Here is a 17,092-nt window from a genome sequence, read left to right on the forward strand (position 1 = left end):
CAAGCCGCCGCCGCCGGCCTTAGCTAAGCGGCGGCGCCTTTGCATTGGCGGCGATGAAGGCCTCATGGGTAGGCATCCGTTCGACGCCCTGCCGGATCATCGCCTTCATGTGCTGAAGGCGTTGACGGACGTGATCCAGCGGAATGGTTTCAGTGATCGGATCGTGGCGCTCGGGGACGATGCCCTGGCCCAACAAGACGGCGATCCAGTTCGTCTCCTGGAACAGTTCGTCGTCATAGCGGAAGACACGACCCCGACTGCGGAACTGCTCCATCTTCTGCTTGAGCGTTTCGGGCACATCCATGGCCTGCACATGCCGCCACAGGGCTGAATCGTCGCGCGTTGTGGCGTGATAGTGCAGGATGATGAAGTCCCTGATCCGTTCTACCTCAAGGCGCATTTGGCGGTTGTAACTGTCGATGTCGGCCTGGGCGAAGCCGGTGTCGGGAAAGTGCAGCAGCAGCTTGGATATGCCGGACTGCACCAGATGGATGGAGGTCGATTCCAGCGGCTCCAAGAACCCCGACGCCAAGCCCAGGGCCAGACAGTTCTTGTTCCAGGTCTTCTTGCGGCGCCCAGTGGTGAATCGCAGGAAGTTCGGATCCGCCATCGCCTCGCCGTCCAGGGAGGCGCGCAGCCTGGCTTGAGCCTCATCGTCGGAGATGAAGGGGCTGCAATAGACATAGCCGTTGCCGGTGCGGTGCTGCAGCGGAATGCGCCAGCGCCATCCCGCCTCTAAAGCCGTCGACTGGGTATAGGGTGTCGGATCGCCGACCCGGGTGCAGGGCATGGCCACCGCCCGGTCGGCCGGCAGCCAATGGGTCCAGTCCTCGTAACCTGTCTTCAGCGCGCCTTCGATCAGCAGGCCTCGGAAACCTGAGCAGTCGATGAAGAAGTCGGCTTGCAGTTCGCGTCCGTCATCCAGTCGCACCGACTGGATGAAGCCGTCGCCGTCGCGTAGTCTCACGTCGGCGACCTTGCCCTCGTGCCGAGTCACGCCTTGCGCCTCTGCACGCTGGCGAAGGAACCGGGCGTACAGGCCTGCGTCGAAATGAAAGGCGTAGGTCATCTGCGAGGCGACGCCGCGCGGATCGCCGTCGGGCCGGGTGAAGCGACCCATCTGGGAGGCCACCGTGGTGACCGAATAGGCGCTCAGATCGTCGTCCAGACCCGCCTTGTTCAGGCGTAGCCAATATTGATGGAAGGACGCCGCGTCGATGCGGGTTCCATAGACGCCGAAGGGGTGGAAGTAGCTTTCGCCCTTTCGGTGCCAGTCATGGAACCGGATACCGAGCTTGTAGGTCGCTTGCGTCGCGCGAACGAATTCGTTCTCGTCGATGCCCAGCAACTGGTTGAACAGCAGGATCGGCGGGATGGTGGCCTCGCCGACGCCGACCGTGCCGATGACCTCAGACTCGACCAGTTCGATCTTCACCGTGCCGCGTGTGACGTGCGCCAGCGCGGCGGCGGCCATCCAGCCGGCCGTGCCGCCCCCGACGATCAGAATGCGTTTCAGCGGAGCAGGAGTCATCGGGCGTAACCGGTGAAGGTGGTGGAATGGTTCTATACTCGGGTCGACACATCCTATTCCGAGAGTTGATTCGTGGGCAAAGCTGAACTGGTCTGGGATATTCAGGCGGAGCTGGGCGAAGGCCCCGTTTGGGACGCCGCGCGCGGCGCGGTGTGGTCCGTCGACATCAAGGGTCGAAAGCTGCACCGTTACACGCCCGCGACTGGTGAAAAGCGGTCTTGGGACACGCCCGACCAGACCGGCTTTGCTCTGCCCGCCGAGGACGGTTCGCTGGTGTGCGGCGTGCGGGGCGGTCTGTATCGCTTCGACCCGGAGGAGGGCAACTTCTCGCGCTTCCATCCGATCGAAGAGGACCGGCCGCAGAACCGTCTGAACGACGGCTTCGTCGCCCCGGACGGGTCGCTGTGGTTCGGTTCGATGGACGACAGCGAACAGGTCGAGACCGGCGCGCTCTATCGCTGGTTTCGGGGCGAGCTGACGCGGCATGATGACGGTTACGGCGTCACCAACGGCCCCTGCCTCAGCCCCGACGGCCGCACCCTCTATCACCACGACACGCTGAAGAAGACGGTCCTGGCCTTCGACCATGCGGACGGCCTGCTGTCGAACAAGCGCGTCTTCGCCGTGACCGAGGACGGCTATGCCGACGGTCCCAGCATGGATGCGGCGGGCGTGCTGCACGTCGGCCTGTTCAACGGCTGGGGCGTCGCCCGCTTCGCCCCGGACGGCACGCGGATCGGCAAGATCGACGTGCCGGTCCAGACGGTGACCAAGGCGGCCTTTGGCGGCCCGGACCTGCGCGATCTCTATATGACCACCGCCTGGCTGGGGAACGCCGACAAGCGGGCTGAGCAACCGACGCTGGGGGGGCTTTATCGTGTGCGCGTCGAGACGCCGGGCCTGCCGCAGAACCGGATCAAGCTGTGATCGCTCTGAGGGCCGGCGACTGGCGCGCGACCTTGGCACCAGAGTTAGGTGGGTCTGTCCTGAGCCTCGACTGGCGCGGTCAGCCGGTGTTCCGACCCACGCCAGACGGGGCTAGCGACATTTTGGAGACGGCCTGTTTCCCGCTGGTTCCCTACCCCAATCGTATCGCCGACGGTCGTTTCGTTTTCGAGGGAAGCTCGGTTCACCTGCCAGTGCTTGATCGGTTCGCGCCCCATGCTCTCCATGGCGAAGGTTGGCGGCGCTCTTGGACGGTCGAACGCCAATCCGCCGAAACAGTCGTCATGACCTTAGATTGGGGCGGCGATCCCGACGGCTGGCCATGGCCCTGGTTCGCGCGGCAAAGCGTATCCCTGTCTAGCGAGGGACTGCAGATCGGCTTGTCCGTCACGAACACGGGCGAGGACACCATGCCGGCAGGCCTGGGGCTGCACCCCTATTTCCACCGATGTCCAGACAGCCGGCTCACTCTTCCAGCCGAGGCGGTATGGATGACCGACGCCCGTCAAATTCCGGAACGGCTGGCGCAGGCCGCCGAGGTCGTGGACTGGTCGAATGGCGTTGATCTGGCCGATGCCCCCTTCGTCGACCACGCCTACGCAGGCTGGAGCGGCAAGGCGTTCCTGAACGGCGGCGGTCGTTGCGTGACCTTGACCGCCGACGCGGCCGCGCGCTGGAGCCAGGTCTATATGCCTGTCGAGGCTGACTTCTGTTGCGTCGAACCCGTCACTCACCGCCCGGACGCTCACAACGCTCCGCCTGGCGAGGATCATGGTCTGATTGGCCTGGAGCCCGGCCGAACCCTGTCGCTCACCATTATGATCGGCGCAGTGTCGTCAAGTTGACGACCATGGCGCCCTCAGGGTCAAGCCGCTGCTTGCGCGGCGACAACGCGTCGTCGCGGATGGCGAGCGATCGAGCCAGGAAGCGCGCCGTCAAACGTTAAGCTCGGAACCGCACGGACCGTCATCCGCTTTGGAAGCTGAGCGTGAGAGGGGGCAGCTAGCGGTGCAATATCCGACGACGACGTCAGGTGAGGCGTGGCGGCCCTACTGTGGACCGGCGCCGCCTTTCGGCGAGTGGCGCTGGAACCTGGATCCGGTGCTGCTGCTTTTGCTGGCCGCTGCGACGGGGTTGGTTCTTTGGCGGCTGGAAGGGCGGCGGCGCGGCTATGGTCTGGCGGCCGTCGCTGTTTTAGCCTTTGGATTTGTCTCCCCGCTGTGCGCCCTTAGCTCGGCGCTGTTCTCCGCGCGGACGGTTCATCATGTGCTGTTGGTCGGCGTCGCCGCGCCCTTGCTGGCGGCGGCCCTGCCCGTGAGGCGATATGGGTCGCTGATCCTAGCGACGGCGGTGCAGGCGGTGGTGTTCTGGGCTTGGCATGCGCCTGACGCCTATGGCGCCGCCCTGTCGAACGATGCGGTCTATTGGGTGATGCAGATCAGTCTGCTGGCGAGCGCCGTCTGGTTCTGGTGCGCGGCGCGGTCGGCGTCTGCGCCGGCAGCGGTCATCGCCCTGTTGGCGGCCATGCTGGCTATGGGGCTGCTTGGGGCGGTGCTGACCTTTACGGGACAGGCGGTTTACGCCCCCCATGCCTATTCGACCCTGGCCTGGGGCCTGACGCCGCTCGAGGATCAGCAGGCGGCCGGGCTGATCATGTGGGCGCCGGCGGCGGCGCTGTATCTGTTCGCCGCCCTGTGGCGGCTGGGGCGGATGATCGGCCCCGACGCCGAGGCGCATCCGGCATGATCGAAAGACTGTTCAGACAGCTGCTGGAATGGGCGGCGGGTCACCACGACGAGGGCCGATATTCGCCCGTAGGCATCGGCTTTCATTGGGTGATGGCGGGGCTGGTGATCTTTCAGCTCGGCTGGGGCTGGTGGATGGGACGGCAGCCGGTGGGCGGGGCCATGATGGCCGCCTACGACCTGCATTTTGCGATCGGCGTGCTGATGCTGATCCTGGTGATCGGCCGACTGTCATGGCGACTGCTGGCGCCCGACCTGATCAATGATGCGGACAAGCCGGGTTGGGAGAGCATGGCCGCCCATGTGACCCACTATGTCTTCTACATCTGCCTATTCGGCCTGCCGCTGTCGGGCTGGGCCATGATTTCGGCGACGGATCGGACGCGTCAGCTGGAGACGTTGGGCTTCATCAAATGGCCGTTGCTGCCGCTGCAGGATCTGTCCAACACCCAGCTGTGGGCGATCGAGGCGGCGGCGGAATGGATGCACTGGGGACTGGTCATCACCCTGCTGCTGATGATCCCGATCCACGCCGGCGCGGCGCTCAAGCACCATCTGATCGATAGGGACGACGTGTTTCACGCGATGCTGCCGGTCGTGCCGCTGCTTCGACCGAAGCGGACCCGGTGGCAGCGGCGCTGGCGGGCGCTGGAGAAGCGGGTTGCGTCGACAGCCAGGACGCTATGGCGCGGGCTTCTGGGTCCGAAAGCGATTTGACGGCGGCGGCCATCACGCCGCGCGGGTCATTGCGGCGTTTGCCCGCTTTCCAGCGGTCGATCTGTTCCAGCGTATAGGCGGCGGGTTGGCCGGCGATCTGCGGGTTGCCGCCTTGGCCCGAGCCTTGACCCCAGTCGCCGTGACATGAGGCGCAGGCGACGATGCCGCGCGAAGGGTCGCCGTTCAGATAGATGGCGGGCGCAGGCGCAATCGACGCGGGCGTTTGCGTCGGCGGCGGGGGCAGGGCGGCGTAGTAGGCGGCGACCTGGCGTCGGCCCTCTTGGTCCAAGGCCTTGGCGATGCGGGTCATGGCGTCGTCGGGACGCAGGCCCGATGCATAGTCTTCCAACTGCTTTTGCAGATAGCCGGCGTCCAGGCCCGCCAGGCGCGGGGCGGCGACCCCATCCCCGCCGCCGTCCAGGCCGTGACAGGTGAAGCAGGCGTTGGCCGCCCCGCCGGCGCCGCCGCTCATGGCGATGACCTGACCGTTCGCCGTGAAGGTGCGATCCGTCTGGCCGGGCGTAGAGTCGCAGGCGGCGAGGCCGGTCAGCAGAACAAGAACGGAAAGGGAGACGCGCACGGCGGTCCAACACCTGCTTATGGCGAAGGTTCCTTATGGCGATGCGCCCGAGGCTCCATGTCGCAGTCGGGAACCTCCTTTCGACAAGGGGATTGCTCTGGCGAAGCTTTGGGGGGCGGATGGGTTTTCGGACGACTGGTGAGGCGATGGGACGACGGGCGGCGGCCTGTGCGCTGGCGCTCGTCCTGTGCGCCTGCGTGGACAAGTCCGACCTGCCTCGGCCGGTGGTTCAGGCCGATGCCGCCGCCGGACTGGCAGTGATTAAGGAGGTCGGTTGCGCCGCCTGTCACCGGACACCCGGAGTCGCCTGGCCGGAGGGCCGGTCCGGCTCGAACCTTGCGGGGTTCGGCGCGCGCCCCCTGATCGCCGGACGCTTGCCGAACCAGCCCGATGTCCTGATCCGCTGGCTGATCGACGCGCCGTCGATGGACCCCGGAACCGCCATGCCGCCCATGCCCCTGACGCAAGACCAAGCCCGCGACGTCGCGGCCTATCTGTACACGCTCGATGAAGACTGACGCCCCTCCCGGAATCGCCGGCTGGCCGCCGCCCGTGCTGGATCCGGCGGGACCGTTCGCCGGACCGATCCAGACCGTCGCCTGGGTGCTATTTGTCATGGCGGCGGTGGTCACGGTCGTGGTGGCCGTGGCGCTCGGCATCGCCCTGTTCGGGCCGCGCAAATGGAAGCGGCGGGTCGGCGGCGAACGTCTGATCTGGATTGCGGGATTGGTCTTCCCGGTAGTCGTTCTGACCGGGCTGTTGGTCTATGGGCTGAACACGACCGCGCGGGTGGCCGATGCGCCCAAGCCCGGCGAAATGCGGGTGCGCGTCACCGGCGAAATGTGGTGGTGGCGCGTCGCCTATCTGGATGGTCAGGGGCGCGAGATCGTGCAGGACGCCAACGAGGTCCACATCCCGGCCGGCCAGCCTGTCGTGTTCGTGCTGGAAAGCGCGGACGTGATCCACAGCTTCTGGGTGCCGCGCCTGGGCGGAAAGACCGACATGATCCCCGGCCGCCGCAACTTCATGCGCCTGCAAGCCGATGCGCCTGGGACCTACGGCGGCCAATGCGCCGAATACTGCGGCGGTCCTCACGCCCTGATGGGGCTGGTGGTCGTGGCCCATGCGCCGGACGACTATGCCGCATGGTTGGCGCGTCAGTCGCGGCCGGCGGCCGTCGTGCCCTCGGCCCAGGGGCCGCTCGCCTTGATCGATCAGGGGCGCAACGTCTTCGCCGCCTCGGGCTGCGCCGCCTGTCACACCATTCGCGGGACTGAGGCGAACGGTCTGGCGGGACCGGACCTGACCCACGTCGGCTCGCGCCAGACCTTGGGCGCCGGCATCCTGCCGAACAATCAGGGGACGATGGCCGGCTGGATTTCGGACAGCCAGAGCCTGAAGCCCGGCAATCGGATGCCGTCCTATGCCGTCCTGTCGGGCCAGGACGTGCGCGCCGTCGCCGCCTATCTGGAAAGCCTGAAATGAGTTCGGAAACCGGGTTCGATCCCGAACTCTACAAACGCTTCCCCACCACTGAAGCCCGGTCCGAGGGCGAGCTGGAGCAGCTCGACGAGGTCTGGTGCGGCCCGCGGCGGCCGTGGGAGTGGATCACGGCGATCAACAACAACTACATCGGCGTCTATTACGTCGGCGCGGCCATGCTGTTCTTTGTGCTGGCAGGCGTGCTGGCGCTGTTGATGCGGACCCAACTGGCCCTGCCGATGACGGGTTTCCTAGCGCAGGAAACCTACAACCAGATCTTCACCATGCACGGCACGGTGATGATGTTCCTGTTCGCGGTGCCCGCGGTTGAGGCGCTGGGCGTGCTGTTGCTGCCGCAGATGCTGGGGGCGCGCGATCTGCCGTTCCCGAGGCTGAGCGCCTACGCCTTCTGGGCCTATCTGGTCGGGGGGCTATGCTTCTTCGCTTCGCTGTTCTTCGGTCTGGCGCCGAATGGCGGCTGGTTCATGTATCCACCGCTGACGTCGACGACTTACTCGCCGGGCATCAACGCCGACTTTTGGCTCTTGGGCATCGGCTTCATTGAGATTTCGGCCATCGCCGGCGCCATCGAGATCATCGTCGGGGTGCTGAAGACGCGCGCGCCGGGCATGACGCTGGACAAGCTGCCGATCTTCGCCTGGGCCATGCTGATCTTCGCCTGCATGATCATCATCGCCTTCCCGTCGATCATTTTGTCGACCCTGCTGCTGGAGCTGGAACGCGCGCTGGGCTGGCCCTTTTTCGATGCGGCCAAGGGCGGCGACCCCATGCTGTGGCAACACCTGTTCTGGTTCTTCGGCCACCCTGAGGTCTACATCATCTTCCTGCCGGCGGCGGGGGCGATGTCGACCCTGATCCCTGCCGTCGCCCAGACCAAGCTGGTCGGCTATCGGCTGGTGGTCTTGGCCATGCTGGCGACCGGCTTCATCAGCTTCGGCGTCTGGGCGCACCACATGTTCACCACGGGCATGCCGCAGATCTCGATCAACTATTTCAGCGCCGCCTCCATGGCCGTCAGCGTGCCGGCGGGGGTGCAGGTCTTCGCCTGGATCGCCACACTGGCGGCGGGCAAGATGCGGTTCAACACGCCCGGCCTGTTTGCGGTCGGGGGGCTGGTGATCTTCGTTATGGGCGGGCTGACCGGGGTGATGGTCGCCATGGTGCCGTTCGACTGGCAGGCCCACGACAGCTATTTCATCGTCGCCCACCTGCATTACGTCCTGATCGGCGGGATGGTCTTCCCGCTCTTCGCCGCCATCTACTACTGGACGCCGATGTCCAGCAGTCGGCCGCTCAGCGAGCGTTGGGGCAAGTGGATCTTCTGGCTGATGTTCGTCGGTCACAACGTCACCTTCATGCCCATGCACCTGACCGGGCTGATGGGCATGCCGCGCCGGGTCTATACCTATCTGCCGGATCGGGGCTGGGACCTGCCCAATATGATCTCGACCGTCGGCTCCTTCATGTTCGGCCTAGCGGTGGTGCTGTGGATGATCGACATGATCCGCAACTTCCGGCCCTTCGGCGAGAAGGATGCGGGCAATGTCTTTGGCGGGCCGGGGCTGGAGTGGCTGCCCGCCGGTCGCTACTCGCTGCGGTCCGTCCCGGTGATCAAGAGCCTGTATCCGGTGTGGGACCAGCCGAACTTGGCGCGCGATGTCGAGGCCGGCCGCTACTTCCTGCCCGGCGCCCCGCGCGGTGAGCGCGAGACCATGATCACCAGTCCGATCAACGCCGAACCTCAATATCTCCAGCGGATGCCCCGGCCGTCCAGTTGGTATGTCTGGGGCGCCATCTTCACCGCCGGGTTCTTTTTGATCCTGACGATTCAGGCCTATGTCGCCTCCTTGGTCAGCGGCGTGCTGGCCGTCTACTGCATCCTCAAATGGTGCTGGGGACTGGATCGACCCAGCGGTCCTGCGACAGTGGACGTCGGCGGCGGCGTGCGACTGCCGACCTATGTGTCCGGCCCCAGCAGTCACGGCTGGTGGGCGATGGTCATCACCCTGATCGTATTGGGCATGGTCGCGATCATGGCCTGCTTCTCCTACGTCTTCCTGTGGAGCCGGCGGCCGGACCTGTGGCAGGCGCCGCCCGAGATCGGCTCCCTGCCGTTGACCCTGGGCCTGCTGGTGGCCGCCGTACTCGGCGCCTGGGCCTCGCAAGGCGCGCTAAAGCTCGACCGGCCGCGCAGCGCCGGCATCGCATCTGTCCTGATGCTGGTCGCCACCCTGTCGGCGGGCGGCGCCTTTGCGGCCGAGGCCTCGGCCTGGTGGAACTCGGGCCTTCGCCCTGACGTCTCGAGTCAGGGCGCGACCGTCTATGCGCTGTTGGCCTGGCAGGGGACATTCGTCGGCATCTCGCTATTGATGGGGCCATTCGTCCTGCTGCGCTGGCTTTGCGGCCTGGTGTCGTCCCGTTATCCGGCGACCTTCGAAGTGGTCGCCCTGTTCGTGGCCTTCACGGCGGTTCAGGGCGCGGCGACGACCCTTCTGATCCGCCTCTTCCCGGGCGTCGGCGCATGAGGTTCTGGCTGCTGATGCTGGGCGGTCTCCTGATCTGGGCCGCCCATTTCTTGGGCCTGTATCTGCTGTCGAGCGCCAGCGACGTGGCTCGCGATGATGCCGGCGCCTGGAATGGAGCAGGTCTGATCTTCAGCCTGATCTGTCTGTTGGTGATCGCGTTATTGTGCTGGCGCTGCATCGTCTGGCTGAGAATGAAGCCCAGCGACGAGACCCGCGCCTTTGGTCTTCGGCTTGCGGTCGCCGGCGGTCTGCTCGGCGGGATCGGCGTCGTGTTTCAGACCTTGGTGCTGCTCGCGCCGGTCTGATCGACTATTGGGCCGAAATGACGCGGCGCCAATATGGCCATCCGGTGAACCATTTCCCTATCAGACGGTTAGCCAAGCCTGACTTCAGGAGAGGGCCGGCATGAACACCCACGGACTATCAGGCGCGGTCGTTCGACCGCTGCATGGGCTGTTACTGGCGTTTCCGATCGCGCTGTTCACCTTCGCCCTGTTCACCGACATCGCCTATCTGAAGACGGCCGAGGTCCAGTGGACGAACTTCTCGGCCTGGCTGATCACCGGAGCACTGGTGTTCGGCGGTGTCGCGGGCCTGTTTTCGATCTTCGATTTCGTCGTCGGTCTGCGCCACGGACGGTCTCGGCGGGTGACGGTGCATCTGGTTGCCCTCGCGCTGGCCTGGGTGCTGGGGCTGGTGAACGCCTTTAAACACAGCCAGGACGCCTGGAGCTCCGTCGGAGCCTTCGGTCTGATCCTGTCCATCCTCTGCACAATCCTGGTCCTGGTCGCCGGCTGGACCGCCTATGCCGCGCGGGAGAGCGTCCGATGAACAAGAATCTGCTCGCCGCCAGCGCCGCCACCCTGGCCATGGCCCTGACGGTCGCGTCGTGCGGCAACGCCAGCGATCCGAAACTGAACCAGACCGGCGCGACGCCTGACCTGCCCAAGGTCAATGAGACGCTGGTGCCGCCGATGAAGATCAGCCCGCCGGCAGGCTGGAACGGCGAGACGCCAACGGTGCCGCAGGGCTTCACTATCGCCCCCTTCGCCACCGATCTGAAGATTCCGCGCCAGATGCTGGTCTTGCCGAACGGCGACGTCCTGATCGCCGAAGGCCGCGGCGGTCATGCGCCGCCCCTACGTCCCAAGGACATGATCGCCGGGGTCATCAAGAAGCAGGGCAATACCAAGATCAAAGGCGGCAACCGCATCACCCTGGTGCGCGACGCGAACAACGACGGCACGCCCGAACTGCGGACTGTTCTGGTGGACAACCTCGATGCGCCCTACGGCTTGGCCTATGTCGACGGCTATCTCTATGTCGCCGAACAGGGGGCGCTGGTTCGCTTCGCCTTCCAGCCGGGCCAGACCGGTATCGCCACGCCCGCCGAGCGGGTGACGGCGCTGCCCTCGCGCATCAACCACCACTGGACCAAGTCTTTGACCGCCAGCGCGGACGGGTCGAAGCTGTATGTCGGCACCGGCTCAAACTCGAATATCGGCGAGCGCGGCATAGCGGTTGAAGAAGAGCGCGCCACAGTGTGGGAAATCGACCGGGCGACCGGCGCGCGGCGCACCATCGCCACCGGCATTCGCAATCCAACGGCGCTGGCGATCGAGCCCACGACCAATCTGTTGTGGTCTGTGGTCAATGAGCGCGACGAACTGGGGCCGCAACTGGTTCCGGACTATCTGACCCAGGTGCGGGACGGGGCTTTCTACGGCTGGCCCTACAGCTATTGGGGCCAGAACCGGGATCCGCGCGTGATGCCGCAGAACCCCGAGATGGTCGCCAAGGCGATCAAGCCTGACTACGCCCTGGGCTCGCACGTCGCCGCCCTAGGCCTGGACTTCGCCCGCAATGGCGGCTTCGGCGGGCCGTTCGCCAACGGCGCCTTCATCGGCATGCACGGCAGTTGGAACCGTCAGGATCCATCCGGCTACAAGGTCGTCTGGGTGCCCTTTAACGCTGGCCGTCCCGCGGGTCAGCCCGTCGACTTCGCGACAGGCTTCCTGAAGGACGGAAAGGCGCGTGGGCGTCCTGTCGGCGTGGCGTTCGATGGGAACAAGCGTGTGCTGTTCGTCGCCGACGATCTGTCGAACACGGTGTGGCGTATTGCGCCTGCGCGATAAGTTAGTCGTCCCTCGCCCTCCAAGGGCGAGGGAAATCGCTATTGTCCTCGACACATAGCCGAATACGAAAAGTCCCCGGCTGCGAGCAACCGGGGACTTTCTATGTGGGACTGAGCTAGGCCTTACGGCGTGAAGTCGATGGTGCGTTCGAACGGCGCATCGACGGGGCGGCCTCGGTCCATGATCGGGGCGACCTGTGCGCCATTCATCAGGGCCAGGGCGGCTTCGCCGAAGCCCATGCCGGGGCGGGTCTCTTCCAGCACCACGCAGTCCGTGACATGACCCGACGCCAGCGCGGTGCAGCGCAGGCGCACGCTGAAGCGGTCGCTACCTTCGGCCTTTGTGGCGACGGCGCGTTCGATGGCGGGTTGAGGCGCGCTATACAGGGCCGCGTCCTTGAGCAGCGGTCCGGTCGGGGCGCCCAGCAGGGCCGTCATCAATGTCAGGCTGAAAGTCAGTGTCATGGCAGGCCTCGTTCGTCATCTATTAAGATTTGAACGAGACCTCCGTTCCCCGAACTTTCAAAAACGCGTTGGTGTGGGCCGAAAAACACACAGGCTGTTCTGAGCCCGATTAATACGGCCTCAAGCTGGACTGTTGTTCCTGGCACAGGGTCTTCAGCCACGAACGCACGGTGCGCAGACGCGCGGTGTCATGGACATCGCGGTGGGTGGCCAGCCAGAAGCGGCGCTCGATCAGGATCGACGGCAGCACGCGCACCAGACCCTCGGCCAGGAAGCACGGCAGGACGCCGACACCGCCCCCGGCGGCGATGATCTCCCGCTGCGCCCGGATCGAAGACGAGGCGACGTGGGGCGCTAGGCCTGGCTGGACCTCGTCCAGATAGTGCAACTCCGGTGCATAGATCAGATCGTCGATATAGCCGACGATGTCGAAGCGGCTCAGGTCTTCGACGGTCTTCGGAACGCCGTTGCGGTGAAGGTGATCGGGCGAGGCGTAGAGGGCCAGCTGATACGGCGTCAGCGGCTCGACGATCAGGCGTGCGGCATGCGGCGCGGCCAAGGTGATCGCCATGTCGACCTCTCGGCGCGTCGGCGACAGGAAGCCGGAGGTGGCCGCCAGTTCGATCCTTAGACCCGGATGGGCCAGACGCAGCGCGGGCAGGGCGGGGGCCATCAGCGTGACGCCAAACCCCTCTGACGCACTGACGCGCACGACGCCGGCGGGCGCGTCCGGCTGGGTCACACGGCCGGCGGCCTCCATCGCGCTTTCGGCCTCCAGACCGATATCGAGCAGCTGGGCACCGGCCGCGGTCAGCTGAAGCCCGGTGGTCGAGCGGACGATCAGGGTGGATTTCAGCGCGCTTTCCAGCCGGGCGACCCGACGCCCGACCGTGGCGGCGTCGACGCCCAACCGCTGCGCTGCGCCGCCCAGCGAGCCGGCGCGCGCCGCAGCGATGAAGATGCGAAGATCGTCCCAGTCATACATGGCCGTCTAGCCATCTTGCAAAAACGCAGAATGTTGCCTGCAACTTTGCATTATCGACCGGCGCGTAGGGGTGATAGCCATAGCCGCAACAAAATAACCAACAGGGACACCCAGGCCATGCGCGACATTCGCCACTTCATCGACGGTGCGGCTTTCGACGGCGCGTCCGGACGCTTCAGCGACGTGTTCAATCCCAACACCGGGGATGCGCAGGCTCGCGTCCAACTGGCGACGACGGGCGAGGTCGATCGTGCGGTCCAGGCGGCGCAGAACGCCTTTGACGGTTGGGCTTCGACCAATCCCCAGCGCCGCGCCCGCGTGATGTTCGACTTCAAACGCCTGGTCGAGGCGCGGATGGACGAACTGGCCGAACTGCTGTCCAGCGAGCACGGCAAGGTCATCGCCGACTCCAAGGGCGACATCCAGCGCGGCCTGGAAGTGATTGAGTTCGCCTGCGGCATCCCGCACGCGCTGAAGGGCGAATACACCCAAGGCGCCGGCCCCGGCATCGACGTCTATTCGATGCGCCAGCCGCTGGGCGTGGTGGCGGGCATCACCCCGTTCAACTTCCCGGCCATGATCCCGATGTGGATGTTCGGCGTGGCCATCGCGGTGGGCAACACCTTCGTGCTGAAGCCGTCCGAGCGTGATCCGTCGGTGCCGGTGCGTCTGGCCGAACTGATGCTGGAAGCCGGTGCGCCGAATGGCGTGCTGAACGTGGTGCACGGCGACAAGACGGCGGTCGACGCCATCCTGACCCATCCGCTGGTTCACGCCGTCAGCTTCGTCGGTTCGTCCGACATCGCCCACTATGTCTATCAGACGGGCGCCGCCAACCATAAGCGCGTCCAGGCCATGGGCGGGGCCAAGAACCACGGCATCGTCCTGCCCGACGCCGATATGGATCAGGTCATCAAGGATCTGTCGGGCGCGGCCTATGGCTCGGCGGGCGAACGCTGCATGGCCCTGCCGGTCGTGGTGCCGGTCGGCAAGAAGACGGCGGACGAACTGCGTGAGCGGATGGTCGCCGAGATCCCGTCGATGCGGGTCGGCGTCTCGACAGACGCGGGCGCCCACTACGGCCCCGTCGTCACCGCCCAGCACCGTGATCGCATCGCCGGCTGGATCGAGAAGGGCGTGCAGGAAGGCGCCGAACTGGTCGTGGACGGCCGCGACTTCAGCCTGCAGGGCCACGAGAAGGGATACTTCATCGGCCCGTCGTTGTTCGACCATGTGAAGCCGGAGATGTCGTCCTATCAGGAGGAAATCTTCGGTCCCGTCCTGCAGATCGTGCGCGCCGAGACGTTTGAGGAAGCCCTGTCCCTGCCGTCGAACCACCAGTACGGCAACGGCGTCGCCATCTTCACCCAGAACGGCCGCGCGGCGCGCGACTTCGCCGCCCGGGTCAATGTCGGCATGGTCGGCATCAATGTGCCGATCCCGGTGCCGGTCGCCTATCACACCTTCGGCGGCTGGAAGCGGTCGGCCTTTGGCGACATCAACCAGCACGGCATGGAGGGCGTCCGCTTCTGGACCAAGACCAAGACCGTGACGGCCCGCTGGCCGGACAGCGAGTTGGAACACGCGGATTCGTCGTTCGTCATTCCGACGATGCGCTGATAGCAAAAGCCGTCACCCTCGGGCTTGACCCGAGGGCCGGATTGTCCGCCGCTTGTGCGATCACGCGGATGCACAGACGCTCCCGCCTCCGATCCTCGGGTCAAACCCGAGGGTGACGGGCGAGGGGCGGGGAGTGACGAGATATGGATTTCGCCCTTACCGACGACCAGCGCGCCATTCAGGACGCGGCGCGCGCCTTTTCCGACGCCGAACTGGCGCCGCACTCGGCCCGCTGGGACGAGGATAAGCATTTCCCTGTCAATGTGATGAGACAGGCGGCCGAGATGGGCTTCTGCGGCATCTACACCAGCGAGGAACACGGCGGCATGGCCTTGGGGCGGGTCGAGGCGGCCTTGATCTTTGAAGAGCTTTCGCGCGGCGACGTGGCGACGGCGGCCTTCATCTCGATTCATAATATGGCGACGTCCATGATCGACCGCTTCGGGTCTGACGATCTGCGTGGACGGTTCGTGCCCTCGCTGGTGACGATGGACAGGATCGCCTCCTACTGCCTGACCGAGCCGGGCTCGGGCTCCGACGCGGCGGCGCTGCGGACCACGGCGGTGCGGGACGGCGACCATTTCGTGCTGAACGGGTCCAAGGCCTTCATCTCCGGCGCGGGCACATCGGATGTCTATGTCGTCATGGTCCGTACCGGCGGGGAGGGGCCGAAGGGCGTCAGCGCCATCGTGGTCGAGGCCGGGACGCCCGGTCTGTCGTTCGGCGCGCAGGAAAAGAAGATGGGCTGGAACGCCCAGCCGACCGCCATCGTCCAGTTCGACGACTGCCGCGTGCCGGTCGCCAATCTGCTGGGCGAAGAGGGGGCGGGCTTCCGCTACGCCATGGCCGGGCTGGACGGCGGGCGGCTGAACATCGCCGCCTGCTCGCTGGGCGGGGCGCGTCTGGCGCTGGAGACGGCGCAAGCCTACGTCGCCACGCGCAAACAGTTCGGCAAACCGCTGGCCGAGTTTCAGGCGCTGCAGTTCCGCCTGGCCGATATGGCGACGGGTCTGGAGGCGGCGCGGCTGATGGTGCTGCGCGGCGCCTGGGCCATCGACAACGACCACCCGGAAAAGACCAAATGGTGCGCCATGGCCAAGCGCCTGGCCACCGACGCCTGTTTCCAGATCGCCGACGAGGCCCTGCAACTGCACGGCGGATATGGCTATCTGAAGGACTATCCGCTGGAACGGATCGTGCGCGACCTGCGGGTCCACCGCATCCTGGAAGGCACGAACGAGATCATGCGGGTGATCATCGCGCGGGAGATGACCAAGTGAGCGAGGCCGAAGTCATCACCCGCATCGAAAACGGTGTCGGCCGCATCACCCTGAACCGACCCAAGGCGATCCACGCGCTGAACCGGACGATGTGCGAGGCGATGACTGAGGCGCTGCTGGCCTGGCGCGGCGACGCGGCCGTTCAGTCCGTGCTGATCGACCACGCCGGCGAGCGGGGCTTCTGCGCGGGCGGCGACATTCGCATGATCGCCGAAAGCGGTGCGGGCGATGCGTCGGAGGCCAAGGCCTTCTTCCTGGCCGAGTATAGGTTGAACCACCTGATGTTCGACTATCCCAAGCCGATCATCGCCATCGTGGACGGCATCGTCATGGGCGGCGGGGTTGGCATTTCCGAGCCGGCCGACATTCGTGTGGCGACCGAGCGCACCACCTACGCCATGCCCGAGACCGGGATTGGCCTGTTCCCAGACGTGGGCGGTGGCTGGTTCCTGCCGCGCCTGCCGGGCCAGACCGGCGTCTGGCTGGCGCTGACAGGCGCGCGGCTGAAGGCGACGGATACGGTGGCGCTCGGCATCCACACGCACTTTGTGCCCGCAGATCGCGTCGAGGCGTTGAAGGCCGATCTGATGGGCGAGGCCGCAGATCCGTCGTCGGTCGTGGCGCGCCACGCCGGGGACGCGGGGCCTGCACCGCTGTCGGCCCACCGCGAGGCCATCGACCGGCTGTTCGCCTTCGACACGGTTGAAGAGATTTTCCAGGCGCTTGAGGCGGACGGCTCTGACTGGGCGCTGAAGCAACTGGAAACCCTGAAATCCAAGTCGCCGCAATCGCTGAAGGTCTCGCTGCGCCAGATCCGCACGGGCGCGACGCTGAACAGCTTCGCCGACAATATGGCGATGGAATACGCTTTGGGCGGCCGCGTTGTACGCACCCACGACTTCCAGGAAGGCGTGCGGGCCGTGATTGTGGACAAGGATAATGCGCCGAAATGGTCACCGGCGGACCTGTCGGGCGTTCCCGACGAGACGCTGGATGCGCTGTTCGCGCCGTTGCCGGACAATGAAAAATGGACGCCGCTGGCCTGACCACGGCGCCGACAAA

At 65.8% G+C, this 17,092-nt stretch carries 16 protein-coding genes and 1 pseudogene; 13 read left to right on the plus strand and 4 right to left on the minus strand.

The genetic code is table 11. The annotated features are described in order from the left end of the window. Nucleotides 1-19: 19 nt before the first annotated feature. Complete coding sequence (locus JX001_RS08125) at nt 20-1,531, minus strand: tryptophan halogenase family protein (RefSeq protein ID WP_205680686.1); 1,512 nt, start codon at nt 1,529-1,531, stop codon at nt 20-22. Nucleotides 1,532-1,603: 72 nt separating this feature from the next. On the opposite strand from JX001_RS08125, the gene JX001_RS08130 reads away from it, so the two are divergent. From JX001_RS08130 to JX001_RS16275, 4 genes are all read left to right on the plus strand, one after another. Next, on the plus strand, nt 1,604-2,458 hold the full coding sequence (locus tag JX001_RS08130; protein ID WP_205680687.1) for an SMP-30/gluconolactonase/LRE family protein: 855 nt from the start codon (nt 1,604-1,606) through the stop codon (nt 2,456-2,458). A gap of 86 nt (nt 2,459-2,544) precedes the next feature. Beyond that, complete coding sequence (locus JX001_RS08135) at nt 2,545-3,321, plus strand: aldose 1-epimerase (RefSeq protein WP_241004831.1); 777 nt, start codon at nt 2,545-2,547, stop codon at nt 3,319-3,321. 163 nt (nt 3,322-3,484) lie between these two features. Next, nucleotides 3,485-4,222, plus strand: a complete 738-nt coding sequence (locus JX001_RS08140) for a cytochrome c oxidase assembly protein (RefSeq protein ID WP_205680688.1) — start codon at nt 3,485-3,487, stop codon at nt 4,220-4,222. After that, nucleotides 4,219-4,938, plus strand: coding sequence for a cytochrome b (locus JX001_RS16275; protein WP_045811114.1), 720 nt, complete (start codon nt 4,219-4,221; stop codon nt 4,936-4,938). Before JX001_RS08140 ends, JX001_RS16275 begins: the two co-directional genes overlap by 4 nt. Before the next feature lie 7 nt (nt 4,939-4,945). On the opposite strand, the pseudogene JX001_RS16280 reads toward JX001_RS16275, so the two are convergent. After that, nucleotides 4,946-5,410: pseudogene (locus tag JX001_RS16280) on the minus strand (c-type cytochrome); the annotation flags it as partial. A 227-nt stretch (nt 5,411-5,637) separates the two neighbouring features. On the opposite strand from JX001_RS16280, the gene JX001_RS08150 reads away from it, so the two are divergent. From JX001_RS08150 to JX001_RS08175, 6 genes are all read left to right on the plus strand, one after another. Further along, entirely contained in the window at nt 5,638-6,036 is a 399-nt protein-coding gene (locus JX001_RS08150; RefSeq protein WP_241004579.1) for a c-type cytochrome, read from the plus strand. After that, complete coding sequence (gene coxB, locus JX001_RS08155) at nt 6,026-7,003, plus strand: cytochrome c oxidase subunit II (protein ID WP_205680690.1); 978 nt, start codon at nt 6,026-6,028, stop codon at nt 7,001-7,003. Before JX001_RS08150 ends, coxB begins: the two co-directional genes overlap by 11 nt. Then, nucleotides 7,000-9,546, plus strand: coding sequence for a cbb3-type cytochrome c oxidase subunit I (locus tag JX001_RS08160; protein WP_205680691.1), 2,547 nt, complete (start codon nt 7,000-7,002; stop codon nt 9,544-9,546). The genes coxB and JX001_RS08160 overlap by 4 nt, the downstream gene beginning before the upstream one ends. Then, nucleotides 9,543-9,851, plus strand: a complete 309-nt coding sequence (locus JX001_RS08165) for a hypothetical protein (protein ID WP_205680692.1) — start codon at nt 9,543-9,545, stop codon at nt 9,849-9,851. Before JX001_RS08160 ends, JX001_RS08165 begins: the two co-directional genes overlap by 4 nt. Before the next feature lie 100 nt (nt 9,852-9,951). Further along, nucleotides 9,952-10,377, plus strand: a complete 426-nt coding sequence (locus JX001_RS08170; protein ID WP_205680693.1) for a DUF2231 domain-containing protein — start codon at nt 9,952-9,954, stop codon at nt 10,375-10,377. 38 nt (nt 10,378-10,415) lie between these two features. Beyond that, complete coding sequence (locus tag JX001_RS08175) at nt 10,416-11,681, plus strand: PQQ-dependent sugar dehydrogenase (RefSeq protein WP_434082639.1); 1,266 nt, start codon at nt 10,416-10,418, stop codon at nt 11,679-11,681. A gap of 122 nt (nt 11,682-11,803) precedes the next feature. On the opposite strand, the gene JX001_RS08180 is transcribed toward JX001_RS08175, so the two are convergent. Together JX001_RS08180 and JX001_RS08185 are read right to left on the minus strand one after the other, a co-directional pair. Continuing rightward, nucleotides 11,804-12,145, minus strand: coding sequence for a TonB family protein (locus JX001_RS08180; protein ID WP_205680695.1), 342 nt, complete (start codon nt 12,143-12,145; stop codon nt 11,804-11,806). Nucleotides 12,146-12,254: 109 nt separating this feature from the next. Next, nucleotides 12,255-13,130, minus strand: a complete 876-nt coding sequence (locus JX001_RS08185; RefSeq protein ID WP_205680696.1) for a LysR family transcriptional regulator — start codon at nt 13,128-13,130, stop codon at nt 12,255-12,257. Nucleotides 13,131-13,247: 117 nt separating this feature from the next. On the opposite strand from JX001_RS08185, the gene JX001_RS08190 reads away from it, so the two are divergent. The 3 genes from JX001_RS08190 to JX001_RS08200 all read left to right on the plus strand — a co-directional run bounded on the left by JX001_RS08190 (nt 13,248) and on the right by JX001_RS08200 (nt 17,076). Then, nucleotides 13,248-14,750: a CoA-acylating methylmalonate-semialdehyde dehydrogenase gene (locus JX001_RS08190; RefSeq protein WP_205680697.1), complete on the plus strand. Its 1,503-nt coding sequence runs from the start codon at nt 13,248-13,250 to the stop codon at nt 14,748-14,750. A 143-nt stretch (nt 14,751-14,893) separates the two neighbouring features. After that, nucleotides 14,894-16,030 (plus strand): isobutyryl-CoA dehydrogenase, encoded by a 1,137-nt coding sequence (locus JX001_RS08195; RefSeq protein WP_205680698.1) that lies wholly within the window; start codon nt 14,894-14,896, stop codon nt 16,028-16,030. Further along, a complete protein-coding gene (locus JX001_RS08200; protein ID WP_205680699.1) occupies nt 16,027-17,076 on the plus strand; it encodes an enoyl-CoA hydratase/isomerase family protein in 1,050 nt (349 codons plus the stop codon). The genes JX001_RS08195 and JX001_RS08200 overlap by 4 nt, the downstream gene beginning before the upstream one ends. The last annotated feature ends 16 nt before the right edge of the window (nt 17,077-17,092 follow it).

The organism is Brevundimonas fontaquae, from assembly GCF_017086445.1.
GTDB classification, from domain to species: Bacteria; Pseudomonadota; Alphaproteobacteria; order Caulobacterales; family Caulobacteraceae; genus Brevundimonas; species Brevundimonas fontaquae.

Coding starts and splice junctions, on each gene's coding strand:
- JX001_RS08185 (WP_205680696.1), bottom strand. CDS start 13,130: ATGTATGACTGGGACGATCTTCGCATCTTCATCGCTGCGGCGCGCGCC.
- JX001_RS08125 (WP_205680686.1), bottom strand. CDS start 1,531: ATGACTCCTGCTCCGCTGAAACGCATTCTGATCGTCGGGGGCGGCACG.
- JX001_RS08160 (WP_205680691.1), top strand. CDS start 7,000: ATGAGTTCGGAAACCGGGTTCGATCCCGAACTCTACAAACGCTTCCCC.
- JX001_RS08165 (WP_205680692.1), top strand. CDS start 9,543: ATGAGGTTCTGGCTGCTGATGCTGGGCGGTCTCCTGATCTGGGCCGCC.
- JX001_RS08180 (WP_205680695.1), bottom strand. CDS start 12,145: ATGACACTGACTTTCAGCCTGACATTGATGACGGCCCTGCTGGGCGCC.
- JX001_RS08175 (WP_434082639.1), top strand. CDS start 10,416: ATGGCCCTGACGGTCGCGTCGTGCGGCAACGCCAGCGATCCGAAACTG.
- coxB (WP_205680690.1), top strand. CDS start 6,026: ATGAAGACTGACGCCCCTCCCGGAATCGCCGGCTGGCCGCCGCCCGTG.
- JX001_RS08150 (WP_241004579.1), top strand. CDS start 5,638: ATGGGTTTTCGGACGACTGGTGAGGCGATGGGACGACGGGCGGCGGCC.
- JX001_RS08170 (WP_205680693.1), top strand. CDS start 9,952: ATGAACACCCACGGACTATCAGGCGCGGTCGTTCGACCGCTGCATGGG.
- JX001_RS08195 (WP_205680698.1), top strand. CDS start 14,894: ATGGATTTCGCCCTTACCGACGACCAGCGCGCCATTCAGGACGCGGCG.
- JX001_RS08190 (WP_205680697.1), top strand. CDS start 13,248: ATGCGCGACATTCGCCACTTCATCGACGGTGCGGCTTTCGACGGCGCG.
- JX001_RS16275 (WP_045811114.1), top strand. CDS start 4,219: ATGATCGAAAGACTGTTCAGACAGCTGCTGGAATGGGCGGCGGGTCAC.